This is a genomic window from Actinoplanes sp. CA-030573 (assembly GCF_050951115.1).
Taxonomy (GTDB): Bacteria; Actinomycetota; Actinomycetes; order Mycobacteriales; family Micromonosporaceae; genus Actinoplanes.
This window is the reverse complement of sequence record NZ_CP192038.1, coordinates 6,134,398-6,149,893: the sequence shown is the minus strand read 5'-3', so window position 1 is coordinate 6,149,893 and position 15,496 is coordinate 6,134,398. Positions and strand designations below refer to the sequence as shown.

Annotated in this window: 13 protein-coding genes; 3 read left to right on the top strand and 10 right to left on the bottom strand. The window is 72.0% G+C overall.

The window, feature by feature from the left end:
• Positions 1-235 precede the first annotated feature (235 nt).
• Positions 236-3,433: a penicillin acylase family protein gene (locus ACQP2F_RS28455; protein ID WP_433292609.1), complete on the top strand. Its 3,198-nt coding sequence runs from the start codon at positions 236-238 to the stop codon at positions 3,431-3,433.
• Here ACQP2F_RS28455 and ACQP2F_RS28450 read toward each other — a convergent pair.
• From ACQP2F_RS28450 to ACQP2F_RS28425, 6 genes are all read right to left on the bottom strand, one after another.
• The gene (locus tag ACQP2F_RS28450) at positions 3,430-4,263 is read right to left on the bottom strand and encodes a patatin-like phospholipase family protein (protein ID WP_433292607.1); all 834 of its coding nucleotides are present in this window, start codon (positions 4,261-4,263) and stop codon (positions 3,430-3,432) included. The two genes, ACQP2F_RS28455 and ACQP2F_RS28450, sit on opposite strands and share 4 nt — an antisense overlap.
• Before the next feature lie 59 nt (positions 4,264-4,322).
• Positions 4,323-5,513 carry an MFS transporter gene (locus ACQP2F_RS28445; RefSeq protein WP_433292605.1) on the bottom strand — a complete coding sequence of 397 codons (1,191 nt, stop codon included), beginning with the start codon at positions 5,511-5,513 and terminating at the stop codon, positions 4,323-4,325.
• Positions 5,510-6,808: a GH1 family beta-glucosidase gene (locus ACQP2F_RS28440; RefSeq protein WP_433292603.1), complete on the bottom strand. Its 1,299-nt coding sequence runs from the start codon at positions 6,806-6,808 to the stop codon at positions 5,510-5,512. The genes ACQP2F_RS28445 and ACQP2F_RS28440 overlap by 4 nt, the downstream gene beginning before the upstream one ends.
• A gap of 76 nt (positions 6,809-6,884) precedes the next feature.
• Positions 6,885-7,658, bottom strand: a complete 774-nt coding sequence (locus ACQP2F_RS28435; RefSeq protein ID WP_433292601.1) for a class I SAM-dependent methyltransferase — start codon at positions 7,656-7,658, stop codon at positions 6,885-6,887.
• 23 nt (positions 7,659-7,681) lie between these two features.
• Positions 7,682-10,093, bottom strand: a complete 2,412-nt coding sequence (locus tag ACQP2F_RS28430) for a LuxR C-terminal-related transcriptional regulator (protein ID WP_433292599.1) — start codon at positions 10,091-10,093, stop codon at positions 7,682-7,684.
• A gap of 184 nt (positions 10,094-10,277) precedes the next feature.
• The gene (locus tag ACQP2F_RS28425) at positions 10,278-11,009 is read right to left on the bottom strand and encodes a hypothetical protein (protein ID WP_433292597.1); all 732 of its coding nucleotides are present in this window, start codon (positions 11,007-11,009) and stop codon (positions 10,278-10,280) included.
• A 299-nt stretch (positions 11,010-11,308) separates the two neighbouring features.
• Here ACQP2F_RS28425 and ACQP2F_RS28420 point away from each other — a divergent pair, with 299 nt between their 5' ends.
• Entirely contained in the window at positions 11,309-11,794 is a 486-nt protein-coding gene (locus tag ACQP2F_RS28420) for a sigma-70 family RNA polymerase sigma factor (RefSeq protein ID WP_433307637.1), read from the top strand.
• A complete protein-coding gene (locus ACQP2F_RS28415) occupies positions 11,791-12,516 on the top strand; it encodes an anti-sigma factor family protein (RefSeq protein ID WP_433292595.1) in 726 nt (241 codons plus the stop codon). The genes ACQP2F_RS28420 and ACQP2F_RS28415 overlap by 4 nt, the downstream gene beginning before the upstream one ends.
• A 7-nt stretch (positions 12,517-12,523) precedes the next feature.
• On the opposite strand, the gene ACQP2F_RS28410 is transcribed toward ACQP2F_RS28415, so the two are convergent.
• From ACQP2F_RS28410 to ACQP2F_RS28395, 4 genes are all read right to left on the bottom strand, one after another.
• Positions 12,524-12,856, bottom strand: coding sequence for a hypothetical protein (locus ACQP2F_RS28410; protein WP_433292593.1), 333 nt, complete (start codon positions 12,854-12,856; stop codon positions 12,524-12,526).
• Positions 12,857-12,935: 79 nt separating this feature from the next.
• Positions 12,936-13,154, bottom strand: a complete 219-nt coding sequence (locus tag ACQP2F_RS28405) for a hypothetical protein (protein WP_433292591.1) — start codon at positions 13,152-13,154, stop codon at positions 12,936-12,938.
• Between the two features lie 24 nt (positions 13,155-13,178).
• A complete protein-coding gene (locus tag ACQP2F_RS28400) occupies positions 13,179-13,793 on the bottom strand; it encodes an NADPH-dependent F420 reductase (RefSeq protein ID WP_433292589.1) in 615 nt (204 codons plus the stop codon).
• A 27-nt stretch (positions 13,794-13,820) separates the two neighbouring features.
• Positions 13,821-15,323: a pectate lyase family protein gene (locus ACQP2F_RS28395; RefSeq protein WP_433292587.1), complete on the bottom strand. Its 1,503-nt coding sequence runs from the start codon at positions 15,321-15,323 to the stop codon at positions 13,821-13,823.
• Positions 15,324-15,496: the final 173 nt, after the last annotated feature.

Genomic DNA, 15,496 nt, shown 5'->3' with positions numbered 1-15,496 from the left:
GAGCCCCGCCGACCCCAGCCCGCTGTGCACACGCGCCAGCCCAACCCCAAACCCCAACCCCTCCAACCTAGCCTCCTAGGATGCCCAGCCCGCACGACCCCGATCACGGTCACCCAGCGTCACCACGCAACAGTCACGCTACGCAGTAGTAGCAAAGCTCTAGTGCAACAACCCATCGAAGTCTTAACATCTATGAAATCTTTTCGCGTTCGCGTGTTCCCGAAGGGAAACGTCCATGCGCCGACGCCGTCCAAGCATCAATGCCCTGGTGGTGGCCGTCCTCGCCGCCGCCGCCACGCTCTCGCCGACCCTCTCGAGCCCCGCCCACGCGGCCTACGCCGCCAACGACTACTGCCTGGGCGAGTGCTCCGACATCCTGCCGCCCGGTCAGAACGGGGACGCCGATCTCGTGCAGATCCTCGCCTCGCAGGCCTTCGGCACGAAGCCACCGCACTCCGACGATCAGCTGTCCAAGTACGCCAACCTCGCGTACAACTACACCGGCCTGACCGGCGACCAGATCAACACCTTCTTCAACGACAGCTCGTACGGTGTGGCCGCCGCCGACGTGGAGAGCACCAAGTCACCGCGCAGCGACGTCACGATCGTGCGGGACAAGAAGTTCGGCATCCCGCACGTCACCGGCACCACACGGGCCGGCCTCATGTACGGCGCCGGGTATGCGGGCGCCCAGGACCGGCTCTTCCTGATGGACCTGATGCGGCACGTGGCGCGCGGCAACCTCACCAGCTTCGCGGGCGGCGCGGCCGGCAACCGCGACCTCGAGCAGAGCGTCTGGCGCAACTCGCCGTACACCGAGGCCGACCTCCAGGCCCAGATCAACGCGCTGCAGGCGGGCAGCACGCGCGGCGCCCAGCTGTACAGCGACGTGCAGAGCTACATCGCCGGCATCAACAAGTACATCGCCGACTGCATGGCGGCCCGGGACTGCCCGGGCGAGTACGTGCTGACCGGCCACCTCGACGCCATCACCAACGCGGGCGGGCCGGTCCCGTTCACCATGACCGACCTGATCGCGATCGCCGGCGTCATCGGCGGCCTGTTCGGCGGGGGCGGCGGCACCGAGATGCAGTCGGCGCTGGTCCGCATCGCGGCGCGGGCCAAGTACGGCAACGCCGCGGGGGACGCCGTCTGGCAGCAGTTCCGCGAGCAGAACGATCCCGAGACGGTGCTGACACTGCACAACGGGCAATCCTTCCCGTACGGGCAGGGAGACCCGAATGCGGCGGGCGTCGCCATGCCGGACGCCGGGACCGCCACGCCGGAGCCGATCGTCTTCGACAAGACCGGGTCGGCGACGTCGGCGGCGACATCGGGCTCCAGCGCGCTGGCCGACTCGCTGAGCACGCTCACGATCGACAGCGCCAAGCGTGGCATGTCGAACGCCGCGATCGTCAGCGCCGCCCACTCGGCCACGGGGCATCCGGTCGCCGTCTTCGGGCCGCAGACCGGCTACTTCGCCCCGCAACTGCTCATGGCCCAGGAGCTGCAGGGCCCGGGGATCAGCAGCCGGGGCATCGCGTTCTCCGGGCTCAACCTCTACACCCTCATCGGCCGCGGCCCCGACTACGCGTGGAGCGCCACCTCGTCGATCCAGGACATCACCGACACGTACGCGGTGAAGCTCTGCAACGCCGACGGCAGCACGCCGAGCCTGGCCGCCACGAGCTACCTCTACCACGGGACCTGCACGCCGATGGAGGCGCTGACCCGGACCAACTCGTGGAAGCCGACCACCGCCGACTCCACCGCGGCCGGCTCCTACCGGCTGACCGTCCAGCGCACCAGGTACGGCCTGGTCACGTGGCGCGGCCTGGTCGGGGGCGCGCCGACCGCGTTCACCAGCCTGCGCTCGACCTACCGGCACGAGGCCGACTCGGCGATCGGCTTCCAGATGTTCAACGAGCCCGACCAGATGGGCACGCCGGCCGCCTTCATGAACTCGGCCTCGAACATCTCGTTCGCGTTCAACTGGTTCTACGTCAACTCGGCCGACTCGGCGATGTTCACCTCGGGCGCCGAGCCGCTGCGGGCCTCCGGCGCCGATCCCAACCTTCCCACCAAGGCCGAGCAGGCGTACGAGTGGCAGGGCTGGAACCCGTCGACGAACGTGGCCACGTACGTCCCCGCCGGCGCCCACCCGCAGGCGGTCAACCAGGACTACTTCGTCAGCTGGAACAACAAGCAGGCGGCCGGCTTCGGCGCCGCCGACGGCAACTTCAGCTTCGGCTCGGTGCACCGCGGCGACCTGCTCGACAAGCCCCTGAAGGCGGGGATCGCGGCCGGCGCCAGGTACGACCGGGCGTCCCTGGTCAAGGTCGTCGAGTCGGCGGCCACCACCGACCTGCGCGGCACCGACGTGCTGCCGGTGCTGCTGCGGGTCATCGACACCGCGACGGTCACCGACCCGGACCAGGCCACGGCGCTGGCCAAGCTGCGTACCTGGCTGGCCGCCGGCGCGCACCGGCAGGAGACGGCGGCGGGCAGCAAGGCGTACGCGAACGCCGATGCCATTCGGATCTTCGATGCCTGGTGGCCGAAGCTCGTGGAGGCCGCGTTCCGATCCGGGCTGGGCGACGGGCTGTTCCAGGCGCTGGTCGACGCCCTGCAGATCAACGAGTCGCCGTCGGGCGGGCAGACCGGCCCGACGTCCTCGCTGCCGACGAGTGCGAACGAGAACCAGGCGCACAAGGGCTCCTCGTTCCAGTACGGCTGGTGGGGTTACGTCGACAAGGACCTGCGCGCCACGCTCGGCGACAGCGTCCCCGGCTGGTCCACCAGGTACTGCGGCGGCGGCGTGCTGAGCACGTGCCGGAGCGCGCTGCTGACCAGCCTGTCCGCGGCGCTCGCCGAGCCGGCCACCACCACCTACCCCGGCGACGACCACTGCGCCGCCGGCGACCAGTGGTGCGCCGACGCCATCCTGCAGTCCCCGCTGGGCGGCATCGAGCACGACCTGATCGCCTGGCAGAACCGGCCCACTTACCAGCAAGTGGTCTCGTTCCCGGCCCGGCGTGGCGACGACATCAGCAATCTGGCCGCCGCCAGGACGGTCACCGCGTCGAGCGCGCAGCTGGGCTACCCGGCCCGGAACGCGGTGGACGGCAGCTTATCCAGCCGCTGGGCCAGCTCCTGGAACGACAACCAGTGGCTGCAAATCGACCTCGGTGCGGCCCGGCCGGTCGCCCGGGCGGTCGTGCGCTGGGAGGACGCCTACGCCACCGCGTACAAGCTGGAGACCTCGGCCGACGGCGGCAGCTGGACCCAGGTGGCCGCCGTGACCGGCGGGAACGGCGGTCTGGACACGCTCACCTTCCCGGTCACGACCGCGCGCTGCCTGCGCCTCACCGGCCAGACCCGGGCCACCTCCTACGGATTCTCGATCTACGAGCTGGAGGTGTACGCGCATTAGCTGTCCCAGGCGGCGGCCACCTCGGATGCCAACCGGCGTCCCTGGGCGGTCGCCGCCTCGATCGCCGGCTCCCACCGGGTCGTGTCGAACACGTTGGGGCCCAGCGCGGCCAGCGTCGCGTCGTCCGGCGCGACCAGGGCGACCTTGGCCCGGCGGCGCAGGGCCTCGATCTCGGCGGCGGGCGCGCCGTGCATGCGGACCGGGGCCAGCGGGGCCAGCACCACCACGCGGGCGCAGCCGGCGGCCAGGTCGGCGTTCGTGCCGGAGCGGACGCCGCCGTCGACGAACCGGCCCCCGCCGACGGTGACCGGCGGGAAGATGCAGGGAACGGCGCAGCTGGCGGCCACCGCGCGGTCGAGCGGGACGCCGGCGGCGCGGTCCCACACCACCGGGTCGCCAGTCGCCGCGTCGACCGCGTTGATCAGCAGCGGACGGTCCGGCCAGGCGTGCACCGGCAGGCGGCGGGCCAGCGAGGTCACGTACGAGTGCTCGTCGATGACGTTCGCCGCCAGCGCGAGCGCGCCGACCTCGGCCCGGATCGACGCCGGGTCGCGGGTCTCGTCGGTGAGGATCGCGAAGGCCTGCGAGCCGCGTTCCCAGTCCGGGCGGATCGGCGGGTCGCCGGCGCCGAGCCGGGCCTCCAGGCGCTGGGCGTCGACCGGGTCGACCCCGGCCGCGAGCAGGGTGCCGGTGACCGAGCCGGCCGAGGTGCCGACGATCAGGTCGGCGCCGGTGAGATCGACGCCCGCCTCGCGGAGCCCGGTGATGACCCCGAGTTGCCAGGCGATGCCGGTGATGCCCCCGGCGCCGAGGACGAGTGCGCTCTCCATCCGTCATTGCTAGCACGCCTCGGTGCCGGCCACCCGCCGGCGGCGGGTGGCGCGCGGCGCTAGTCGACCCCGCGGATCCGGGTGACCAGGACCGAGCCGAGGACGGTGACCGCGGCCGCTGCCAGGTAGAGCACCGGGTAGCCGCCGAGGTAGGAGACCAGCGGGAACGCGATGGCCGGGCCGAGGACCTGCGGCGCCGAGTTGGCGATGTTGATGACGCCGAGGTCGCGGGCGCGGTCCTCGGCGCCGGGAAGGACCTGGGTGATCAGCGCCTGGTCGACCGAGAGGTAGACGCCGAAGCCGAGGCCGAGGATAACGGCGGCGACGATCGCGCCGGTCCAGGTCGGCCAGAAGGCGAGGATCGCGGCGGCCACGGCCATCACGTAACCGGAGACGATCACCGAGGGCTTCCGCCTGCCGGTGCGGTCGGAGACGACGCCGCCGACCACGACGGTCAGCACGGTGGCGACCGTGTAGATGACGATCAGCACCGCCAGGCCGTCCTCGGCGTCGGCGTGGTGCACCTGGTCGCGCAGGAAGTAGAGCAGGTAGAGGGTGGCCATCGCGTTGCCGAGCTGCACCAGGAAGCGGGTGGCGAACGCCCAGGCGAAGTCGCGGTCGCGGAACGCCTCGAACCGGAAGGCCGAGAAGCGGGGCGCGACCGCGATCGGCGGGTCCGGGGTGGCGAGTACGAACGGAACGACCGTCAGCACCACGACCAGGGCGATCGCCGGGTAGCCGCCGCCGACGGCCGTCACCAGGAGCACGCCGGCGACCACGCCGACGGACTGGGTGAGGCCGACCCAGCCCGAGACCAGGCCGCGCTGGCCGACCGGGGTCTGGTCGGGCACGACCGCGGTGAGGCCGGCCTGCAGCGTGTTGAGGCCGGCCTGGGCCAGGCACCAGCCGGCGCCGACCCACACGAGGGTGTGCTGACCGTGCAGGAAGACCAGGGCGGCGCCGCCGACGAGGGCGCCGGCCACCACCCAGGTGTGCCGGCGGCCGGTACGCGCGGTGGTGACGTCGGAGAGGGCGCCGGCGAGGGGGCCGGCGACGACCGCGACCAGGGCGCCGATGGCGGTGATGACGCCGAGGGCGGTCTCCTTGCCGTCGCCGGCGATGTCCTCGATCTGGTTGGGCAGCAGCACCTGGAGCGGCCCGAAGTAGCCCATCCAGAGACCCAGGTTGGCCAGCGAGAGCAGGGCGATCCAGCGACCGCCGACGCGGGTGGTGACGGTCCCGGTGGTCATCCCCGCTCCCGCAGGGCGGCCTGCAGCCACCGGTAGGAGTCTCTCGGCGTACGGGCGAGGGTGTCGAAGTCGGTTCGCACCAGGCCGAAACGCTGGCGGTAGCCCTCGGCCCACTCGAAGTTGTCGAGCAGGGACCAGACGAAGTAGCCGCGCACGTCGACGCCGTCGGCGATGGCGCGCCTGACCGCGCCGAGGTGGCCGTCGAGGTAGTCGATGCGGAACTGGTCGTCGAGGCGGTCCTCGACCGAGCAGCCGTTCTCGGTGATGTAGACCGACGGCAGGTTCGGGTAGCGGTCCTTGAGGCCGACGAGCAGGTCGTGCAGCCCGGACGGGACCACCGGCCAGCCGAAGGCCGTGGTCGGGACGCCCTCGATCGGCCGGGTCTCGAACGGCAGGTCGCCCTCGGCCGCCGCCACCCGGGTCGGGTTGTAGTAGTTGACGCCGAGCGCGCCGCCGTCGGTGCGGATCGTCGCCATGTCCCCGTCGCGGACCACCTCCGCCAGCCCCGGCGCCAGGAACTCCGGATACTCGCCGAGGAAGAGCGGATCGTTGAACAACCGGTTGTGGAAGCCGTCGTAGACCATGGCCGCGACCCGGTCGGCCTCGTCGTCGGAGGCCGCCTGCACGGGCGTGCAGTTGTTGGTGATCATGACTTCCGGAGCGCCGCCGAGGGCCTGCACGGCGAGCCCGTGCCCCAGCAGCTGGTGGTGCGCGACCGGCAGGGCCCCGAGCATCAGCTCCCGCCCGGGCGCGTGCGTGCCGAACGCGTACCCCTGGGCCATGTGCACGATCGGCTCGTTCAGCGTGATCCACCGCGACACCCGGTCGCCGAGCCGATCGGCGACGTGCCCGGCGTACTCCCCGAAGCGCAGCGCGGTCTCCCGGCTCAGCCACCCACCCTGGTCCTCGAGGGCTTGCGGCAGGTCCCAGTGAAAGAGCGTCGGCGTGGGCGCGATGCCGCGCGCCAGCAGCGCGTCGACCAGCCGGTCGTAGAAACCGAGTCCGTCGGGGTGGGGCGCGCCGGTGCCGTCCGGCTGGATGCGCGGCCAGGCGATGCTGAACCGGTACGCGTCGACGCCGAGCGCGGCCATGAGCTCCACATCCTCGCCGAAGCGGTGGTAGTGGTCGCAGGCCACGTCGCCGGTGTCCCCGCCGAGCGTCTTGCCCGGCGTGTGCGCGAACGTGTCCCAGATGGACGCTCCGCGGCCGCCCTCGTGCACGGCCCCTTCGATCTGGTAGGACGCCGTGGAGACCCCCACGACGAACCCGTCGGGAAACCCGGACAGCACACCCACACGTACCTCCCGAGAAGGTGAATGCTGCTCAGGTTAGTGACCGGGACCACACCGCGGAAGGGCCCGGCCGGACCGGTCAGGCGCGACGGGCGGCCAGGACCATCCGGTGGCTGCCGGCGGTCAGCGGCCCGCCGTCCTCGCCGTGGCCGCGCACGTCGGTGAGGCCGGCGGTCTCGAACCAGTCGCGCAGCTCGGGGAAGGCGAACAGGCGCTTCACGAAGGTCAGCGTGCGGGCGCGGCCGTCGCGCAGGACGGTGCGGGTCACCGACAAGCGCATGGTCAGCGGGTCGAGGTCGTGCACGTCGACCAGCATGTCGCCGTTGGGGCGGCGGGCGGTCACCCGGGACGGGGTCAGCGCCGGGAGGTACGACGTCAGGTTGTCGAGGTCCATGGCCAGGCGGCCGCCGGGGCGCAGCACGCGGGCCATCTCGGCCAGGACGGCGCGGTTGACCGGGTCGTCGAAGTAGCCGAACGCCGTCGACCAGTTGACCACGCGGTCGAAGCGGGCGGTCCACGACGACGGCAGCTCGCGCATGTCGCCGAGAACGAAATCGACATCGGAGGAGGCGCGGGCCCGATCGAGGAAGACCGCCGACGAGTCCAGGCCGGTGACCTGGCAGCCCCGGGCGGCCAGGGCGTTGGCCAGGACGCCGTGACCGCAGCCGACGTCGAGAACGGTCATCCCGGGCTCCAGCGCGAGCAGGCGCCACACCAGGCCGGCGATCTCGGTGCCGTCCGCGTACGCCGTGCCGACCAGCGGGCCGTGCGTGGGCGCGGAGTCCGAAGCGGTGAAGAAGTACAGGTAGTCGTCGTCGTACATGGCGCCGGCGTCGAACAGATCGGTGGTCATCGGTTCAGTATCGATCGTCGGGGTCACAGGAGCCCGCGCTGGCGGGCCCGCACGACGGCCTCCCGGCGGCGGGCCGCGCCCAGCTTGCGGTAGATGGCGCGCATGTGGGCCTTGACCGTGTTCACCGAGATGCCGAGGCTGCCGGCGATCTCGCCGGCGGTCAGCACGGTCGGCAGGAAGCGCAGCACGTCGTGCTCCCGTTCGCTGAGCGCCTCGGCCAGGGCCGGCGGCTCGGCCGGGTGGGGCGCCTCCTCGACGACCTCGTGCAGCCAGCGCTGCCGGCCGGTGAGGACCTCGATGCGCGACGCGTCGAAGTGGCGGAACGGCCGGCGGATCCCGTTGCGGCGGGCCAGCTGACCGGCCCGGGACATCGCGTCGACCGAGCGGCTCACGTGGCCTCGCGCCTCGGCGACCAGGGCGAGCCCGATCCACGCCGTCACCGCCGCGATCATGTGCGGGCTGTTGCGGGCCTGACCGAGCAGCTCCTCGGCCTTGTCCAGCGAGCCGAGCGCGAGGTAGGCGCGGCCCAGGCAGACCTGCTCGGCGGGACGCAGCCGGCCGGTGGGCGGGTAGAGGCTGATCACCCGGTCCGGCTGGTGGAGGGCGAGCGCGACCTCGGCCGCGGTCAGCCGCAGCCAGCGGTCGAGGCGCGGGACGGCCAGCCTCGGCCCGCCCTCGTCGCGGGTCGTCTCCAGCAGCGCGCGGGCGGCGGCCGGGTCGTCGGCGGCGAGCAGCAGCTGCACCCGGACCAGCGAGGTCAGCACCGCGCTGACCGCCTCCGGCGGGTGCAGGCCGGTGTGCAGGGCCCGGCGCAGAGCCGACTGGGCCTCGGCGATCCGGTTGCGCTCGATCTCGATCAGGGCGACCACCAGGTGCGCCATCGCGGCCTGCGGCGCCGACTCCATGCCCACCGAGCGGGCGAGCTCCTCGGCGCCGCCCGCGTGGTCGGCGGCCTCACCGAGCGAGCCCTGCAGGTAGGCGACCAGCCCGAGGTGGCCGAGCGCGTTCACCTCGACCAGCTCCGCCCCGGCCGAGCGCGCCGCCGTCATGCCCGACCACAGGAACTGGTCGGCCTGGTCGAGCCGGCCCGTCCAGAGCAGGCCCACGCCCTTGTTGGTCAGCGCGAACGCCCGCAGCTGCGGCAGCGCGGGCACCTCCTCGATCGCGGCCGGGCGCAGCCGGTCGAGCAGCTCGGTGGTCGCCCGCACCAGGCCGGGCATGTCGCCGGCGACCCGGATCACCGTGCCCGCCTCCACCACGCCGAGCGCGGCGTCGAGCGCGAGGCGTTGGGACGGGCCGCGGGCGGCGGCCATCCGGCGGGCCTGCTCCACGCGGGCCGGGATCGCCGGGAGGTTCCCGTCGGCGTACATCAGCACGGCGGCGCACAGACTCAGCTCGGCGGTCGCGGCGAACTGCTCGGCGGGAATCCCGCGCATCGCGGCGAACAGGTCATCGCGGCGGCCGGAGACCAGCATCGCGATCGCCTGCTCGGCGACGAGCCTTCCCAGGTACGCCCAATCTCCCGCGAGCGTGGCGTGCCGCAGCGCCTCGGGCATCGACCGTTCCCGCGCGAACCACCGGGCGATCAAGCCGTGCAGCGCCGCGGTGGCCTCGGGCTCCTCGACCTCGAACTGCCGGCGCAGCGCGTCCCGGAGCTGGCCGTGGTAGCGGTACCAGCGCGGGTCGCCGGCCGGGCGGGTGACGAAGCCGGTGACCCGCTCGAGGTGGTCCAGGATCTGCCGGCCGTGCGTCTCGCCGGTCAGCGCGGCGGCCAGGTCGGCGCAGATCAGGTCGGGAAAGCAGGTGCGGAGCAGGAAGCGGCGTACGGGCGGGGGCTGCGCCGCCACCACCTCGCGCAACAGATAGTCGCGCGTCGCCTCGCCGGGATGTCTCGCCTCGGCCGCGAGGCGCAGTCCGAGCGGCCAGCCCTCGGCGCTCGCGGCGGTGAACCCGGCCGCCGACGCCTCGTCCGGGTCGAAGGCCAGCTCGGGCGGGCCGATCTCGGTGAGCTCGCCGGCCGCGCGCAGGCGGTGCAGCGGCAGGCGCGGCTCGGTGCGGCTGATCAGCACGACATGCAGCCAGTCGAGCCGGCGGTCGATGAGCTGAGCCAGTACGTCGGCGGCCGGCGCGCCGTCGAGCACCTGGAAGTCGTCGAGCACCAGCCAGACCGGCTCGGCCGCGTCCTCGGCGCAGTCGTCGACAACCACGACGCCGGCCGGCTCCAGGGCCGCGCCGACCGCCCGGACCACCGTCCGGGCGTCGCGGTGCTCGGGGCGCAGGTCGAGCCAGGCGACGTTGGTGCGGCGGGCTTCGGCCCAGGAACGGATCAGGGTGGTCTTGCCCCAGCCGGGGCCGGCCTGCACGAGCGTCACGCGCAGGCGCGCGCCGTCGTCGAGGAGCGTGAACAGGCGTGGTCGAGGGACGATTCCGGTCATTGCACCATCCCGTCCGCCAGTTCGGGACACCCCAATGGTCAGCGATCATAAACTGGCGTTGATAACGGGAGGGACTTTCGCGATCGGCGTGTCGGGTTGTCCAGTTCCGCTTGACGGCGTCCGGCGTACCGCATATAGACCCGCCGGCAGCGATCGACGCTGCCGGCGGACCCCCGATGAGTGATCAGTTGTTCTTGAGCGGGAACCCGGGAATGGCCTTGGTCTTGCCGCCGGTCGGGTTGATCGCGAACCATTTGCCGTTCACGCCCTGGCCGTTGATGTCGCCCGGCTTGGCGTCGGCGATGAAGTAGTAGACGGGCCAGCCGTTGATGGTCACCTGGCAGGTGTGGTCGGCGCGCTCGACGTACCCGATGATCTTGGGGTCGATGCCGTCCGGGAAGATCTTGCCGGGCGACTTGATCAGCAGCGGCGGCCAGGCCGTGGCGCACGAGCCGTTGCAGTTCGAGCGCGGCGGCTTGTTGGTGTCGTTGTCGAAGCGGTACAGGGTACGGCCGGCGCCGTCGGTGACGAACGTGCCGATCTGGTCGTTGTCGACCGCGTTGAGCTCGACCGTGTGGCTGCCCTTGGTCTTGTCGGCGTTGGGCTTGGTGTCCTTGTCGGACGGGCCGCTGAAGATCTTCACCCACTTCTGCGTCTTCGCGACCGTGGGCTTGGGGTTCGGGGCGTTTCCGCCGGAACCCTGACCGGTCGCGGACGCGGTGGGGGACGGTTCCGCGGCCGCGCCGGTCAGGTCGCCGGGGCCTTCGGCCGGCGGAGGAGCGTCGACCGTCTTCGTCTGCGCGATCGGCAGCGTCAGCCGGTCGAACGAGGGCGCCTGCTGGTCGCCACAGGCCACCAGGCCGGTCAGGCCGAGGCCGGCCACCGTGATCACGAGGATCGTCCTGTGGTTGCGCATCGCTTTCTCCTTCGCCACCCCGGCGGGAATCCGGGCATGCCCCCCACACGACGCCCGTCGATGGACGGTTCACCCCGGCGTGCCAAGTTCCCAAGATCTTTGATCCGGCCGGGCTACCTGCTCGTATCTCAGGTAGCCGCGGCGCAGTACGTTCATCGATGTCGCCTTCGGCGAGTCCGCCGCACCACGGACGGGTGGCGGACCCGTACCGAAACGGCACCGTTGCAGGTGCCGCGGGAAAGAGAGACGCGATGCCGTCACCGAGGACCAGACCGCGCCGGGAGGTGGCCGATGAAGCACTGGTCAGATCGCTGTTCAACGAACACGGCCGGGCCATGCTCGCGTACGCCACGCAGCTGACCAGGGACCGCGCGGCCGCCGAGGACGTCGTCCAGGAGGCGCTCGTGCGCGCCTGGCGGCACCCGGACAGCCTGGACAGCTCGAAGGGCTCGGTGCGCGGATGGCTGCTCACGGTCGTCCGCAACATCGTGCTCGACCAGATCCGCGCGCGGAACCGCCGGCCGCCCGAGGTGCGGGAGAGCCCGCCCGACGCGGCGGTCGAGGGCGATCACGCCGAGCGGGTGGTGAACTCGATGGTGGTGGTCGACGCGCTGAGCCGGCTCTCCGACGAGCACCGGCAGGTGCTCGAGCAGGTCTACCTCAAGGGCAACACGGTCACCGAGGCGGCCGAGGCGCTCGGCATTCCACCGGGAACGGTGAAGTCCCGGTCCTACTATGCGTTGCGGGCCCTACGCGAGGCCGGCAGAGAACGGTTGGCATCATGAGTACGCCGGAGAACCCGACACCGACCAACGACCACGTCGACATGGCCGGTTACCTGATGGAGATGCTCACGCCCGAGGAGAAGCAGCGGGCGGACGAGCACCTGGCGGGCTGTGCCGCGTGCCGCGACGAGATCGAGTCCCTGCAGGAGTGGTCGTCGGCCCTGCGCGAGATCCCCGACGAGATGCTGCTCGACGGCCCGCCGGAGGACGCCGACCTGCTGCTGCAGCGCACCATCCGGCAGGTGCGGCAGGAAGCCTCGGGCGGCCGCATGCGCCGCCTCGGCATGCTGGCGACGGCGGCGGCCGCGGTGATCGTGGTGGCCATCGGCGGCGGCGTGATCCTCGGCCGCAGCACGGCGCCGGAGGGCTCGACACCGCAGGCGCAGGGATCGTCCGCGGCCACCAGCGTGCCGCCCGGCACCCAGTTCGTGGCGGCCGCCGACCCGAACACGGGCGCGCACATCAACGCGACCATCACCCCGGCGGTCGGCTGGGTCCGGCTGAGCGCGACGGTGGGCGGCATCAAGGCCGGCGAGAGGTGCCGCATCGAGGTGGTCGGCAAGAACGGCGAGGCGGTGCTGGCCGGCAGCTGGCTGGTCTCCCCGGCCGGCGAGGCCAACGGGACGACCCTGAACGGAAGCGCCCTGATCGAGCCGTCCGAGGTGGCCGCGATCCGCGTGGTCAGCACCGAGGGCGAGCAGTACGTGAGCGTGAACGTCTGAGATCGGGTCAGAGCGACGCCGGATGGGCGGACTCGATGGAGTCCGCCTTCAGGTAGCGCAACAGGTCGCCCTGGTCAGTGGCACTCAGGTCGGCGAACGCTTCGTACGCGGCCCGCCGCGCCGAAGGCGTCTCGGCGGCCAGGAGTCCGATGATGGCCGCCCAGGCCAGCGAGACGAGGTGGAAGAGCCGATCGTCCCGGACGAAGTCGATCCGGGAGACGTGCGCCAACGCCGCCACGGCGCTCTCGTCCCCGGATGCCCGGGCGGCCAGTTCGAAAACGGCCTTGGCCCGGAAGACATCCCGTCCCTCGATCATCGTGCGCAACTCAGCCACGGTCATGTCGCGGACAGGCGGCTCGGGTGGCAATGGCGGAGGCGGCGGAATCGTCATGGTGCCCTGCCTGCGCAGCGGATCCGCATCACCGTGGTACAGGTGCGTGTCTCGGGTGAGGTTCGGGCCCTTCGGCGCGGGCGCTTTCCGAGTCGGAGCCGTTCACGGTCGCGGTGACCAGATGATCGACGTCGGCCGCGTCGACGGTCAGGCGGGCGACACGGTCGGAAAGCTCATGGGCCGCCGCCGCGCGCTCCGAGATCGAGCTCGACCACGAGCGGATCCAGTCCTCGGCGGCATCGGTCACCGCCACGACGATAGTCGATGCCGGTCAGACGTAGTCGCCCAGGACGTTGGCCAGGACGTCGGTCGCGTCCTGGATGCTCACCTCGGTCATCTGGAGCGGGCCGCCCGTCTCGGTCAGGTAGGCGGTGTCGGCGCGGCCGGTGAAGATCGGGGCGAAGCCCAGGTCGCGGATCAGCTTGGAGGCGGTCAGCCGGGCGTCGACCAGGTCGGTGCAGACGAACTCGGCCAGCAGCGGGTCGTGCCCGCGGCGGCGGGACAGCACGCTCGCCGGCAGCGTGTTGAACGCCTTCACCCAGTGCGCCTCCGGTGCCCAGCCCATCAAGGTCTCCAGGCCGCTGCGCCCGTCCGGCGTCGCCTCGGTGGGGTTGGTCGCGTCGATCACGACCTTGCCGTCCAGCGCGCCGGCGGTCAGGTCGATGGCCTGCCGGGCCGAGCTCCAGCTGGGGGCGAAAAGGACCGCGTCCGCGTACGCCGCCGTCTCCGCCACCGGCATCGCCGTGACGTGATCTCCCAGCCGGTCGACCAGGTTGCCCAGCCGCTCCGGATGCCGCGACGTGACCGCCACGTCGTGACCGCTCTCCGCGCACCACTCGGCCAGTGTCGCGCCGAGCTGTCCTGCCCCGATGACACCGATGTGCATGCCCTCAGGGTGCCATTTCCCGGGGCCTCAACACCCCAGCTTCCGGATTCCCGCGCTCGCTGCGACCACTCCCGGCACTGCCCACGAGGGCAACACGCCGGTACGCAGGGAGGGCGTCCAGCCGGCGCCGGCCGTCAGATCGGGGTCGTGGGCGGCGTTGTAGGCGGCCACCAGATCGACCGGCGTGGCCCGGTTGCCGACCTGGACGAGCGACCCGATCGCGGTGATCCGCGTGCCCTTCCAGTAGTGGATGACGTCGCCGGCCGGCACGTCCGCGCTGAGCTTGAAGTAATTGTTCTCGGCGTAGATGCTCGACTCGACGCCGACACCCAGCGAGTACTGGTAGCTGTCCTCGTCGGTGGCCACGTAGAGGTTGTTGTAGACGTCGACCTGCCCGTACCGCACCCGCGGCGCCCGCTGGATCACGTTGCCGAAGCGGTTGTGGTGCACTGTCACGCGCAGCTTGCCGACGTCGACGCCGGCGGTGTCGGTCGAGCCGATCAGCATCGTCTTGTCGTGGTCGTAGTAGTCGTTGTACGAGACCGTGACGTAGTCGGAGCCCTTGATGATGTCCGAGGCCCCGTCGTGCACCTGGTAGGGCCGGCCGAAGTAGAGCGGCTGGTCTCGGTCGTGGTTGTTGCCGTCGCTGAGCGTGTTGTGGTCGATCCACACGTTGGTCGCGCCGGAGAGCGAGATCAGGTCGTAGAGCGAGTTCCAGTTGCCGGCCGAGCCGTCGGTCGGGTCCCAGGCCGGGAAGCAGTCGGCCGCGTCGGTGACCTCGAGGTTCCGCACGATCACATTGCTGACGCCGGTCAGCGCCAGGCTGCCGTGCGTGATCCGGCCGCCGTTGATGCCGATGATCGTGGTGTTGCTGCCGACGTTGACCTTGATCTGGTCGCCCTGCCTCTTGGCCGAGCGCACGCGGGCGTCCTCGAGCGGCCCGCTGGGCTTGGTGGCGGTGCCCCAGACGGCCGGGTCGTAGGCGGCCAGGAACGCGTCGAGGGAGTAGCCCGGGTCCGCGTAGTCGGCGCAGGTCAGCGGGGTGCCGTCGGCGTCCCGGTTCAGGTCGATCGCGCCGCTCACGTAGACGATCTTCGGGGTGGCGTTCTGGCCGTTGGTGGCCGCGTCCCCGCCGAGCGCGGCGATCAGACCGGCCCGGTCGTGCACGACGGCGATGTGGGCGTCGTCGGCGGCCGAGCCGCCGGTGGTGCCGCTGCCGGCGGCGGCCCAGCCGTCGTTCGGAGGGAGCGTGGCGCGGCCGAGCTGGAGGGCTGTGGAGGTGATGCCCTTGGCTCGCTGGGTTGCGGTCACCCCGGCGGGCGCTGCGAGTGCGTGCGCCGGGGGAGCGGCGCCGGCCGCGGCGGCCGGCGGCGGGCCGGCGGTGAGAGCCGGAGGCGGGCCGGCCGCTGCGGCCGGCGGCCGGCCGGCCATGACGGCTGGCGGTGAGCCGGCCGTGAGAGCCGGCGGCGGGCCGGCCAACCCCGTCGCGGCGACAGCGAGGAGGGCGGCGGCGGTGGCTGCTGCAGGCATGGCAACTCCCTCGAACGGCCCGATGGGTGGCCGTCACACGGCGCGAGGAGCGCAGGAAAGCGCTTGCCTGGCTACGGTCACACGGGGGTCGACGGCAGTCAATGGCGAGAACGAAGCAGAAAATTTGCAGTCGCCGACGGGGGCGGGAGGGGCGGCGGGCGGTCGCGCGGGGG

Bases quoted from the DNA above. Each gene is read 5' to 3' on its own strand.
- ACQP2F_RS28455 (WP_433292609.1), top strand. From the start codon at position 236: ATGCGCCGACGCCGTCCAAGCATCAATGCCCTGGTGGTGGCCGTCCTC.
- ACQP2F_RS28450 (WP_433292607.1), bottom strand. From the start codon at position 4,263: ATGGAGAGCGCACTCGTCCTCGGCGCCGGGGGCATCACCGGCATCGCC.
- ACQP2F_RS28445 (WP_433292605.1), bottom strand. From the start codon at position 5,513: ATGACCACCGGGACCGTCACCACCCGCGTCGGCGGTCGCTGGATCGCC.
- ACQP2F_RS28435 (WP_433292601.1), bottom strand. From the start codon at position 7,658: ATGACCACCGATCTGTTCGACGCCGGCGCCATGTACGACGACGACTAC.
- ACQP2F_RS28430 (WP_433292599.1), bottom strand. From the start codon at position 10,093: ATGACCGGAATCGTCCCTCGACCACGCCTGTTCACGCTCCTCGACGAC.
- ACQP2F_RS28425 (WP_433292597.1), bottom strand. From the start codon at position 11,009: ATGCGCAACCACAGGACGATCCTCGTGATCACGGTGGCCGGCCTCGGC.
- ACQP2F_RS28415 (WP_433292595.1), top strand. From the start codon at position 11,791: ATGAGTACGCCGGAGAACCCGACACCGACCAACGACCACGTCGACATG.
- ACQP2F_RS28410 (WP_433292593.1), bottom strand. From the start codon at position 12,856: ATGACCGTGGCTGAGTTGCGCACGATGATCGAGGGACGGGATGTCTTC.
- ACQP2F_RS28400 (WP_433292589.1), bottom strand. From the start codon at position 13,793: ATGCACATCGGTGTCATCGGGGCAGGACAGCTCGGCGCGACACTGGCC.
- ACQP2F_RS28395 (WP_433292587.1), bottom strand. From the start codon at position 15,323: ATGCCTGCAGCAGCCACCGCCGCCGCCCTCCTCGCTGTCGCCGCGACG.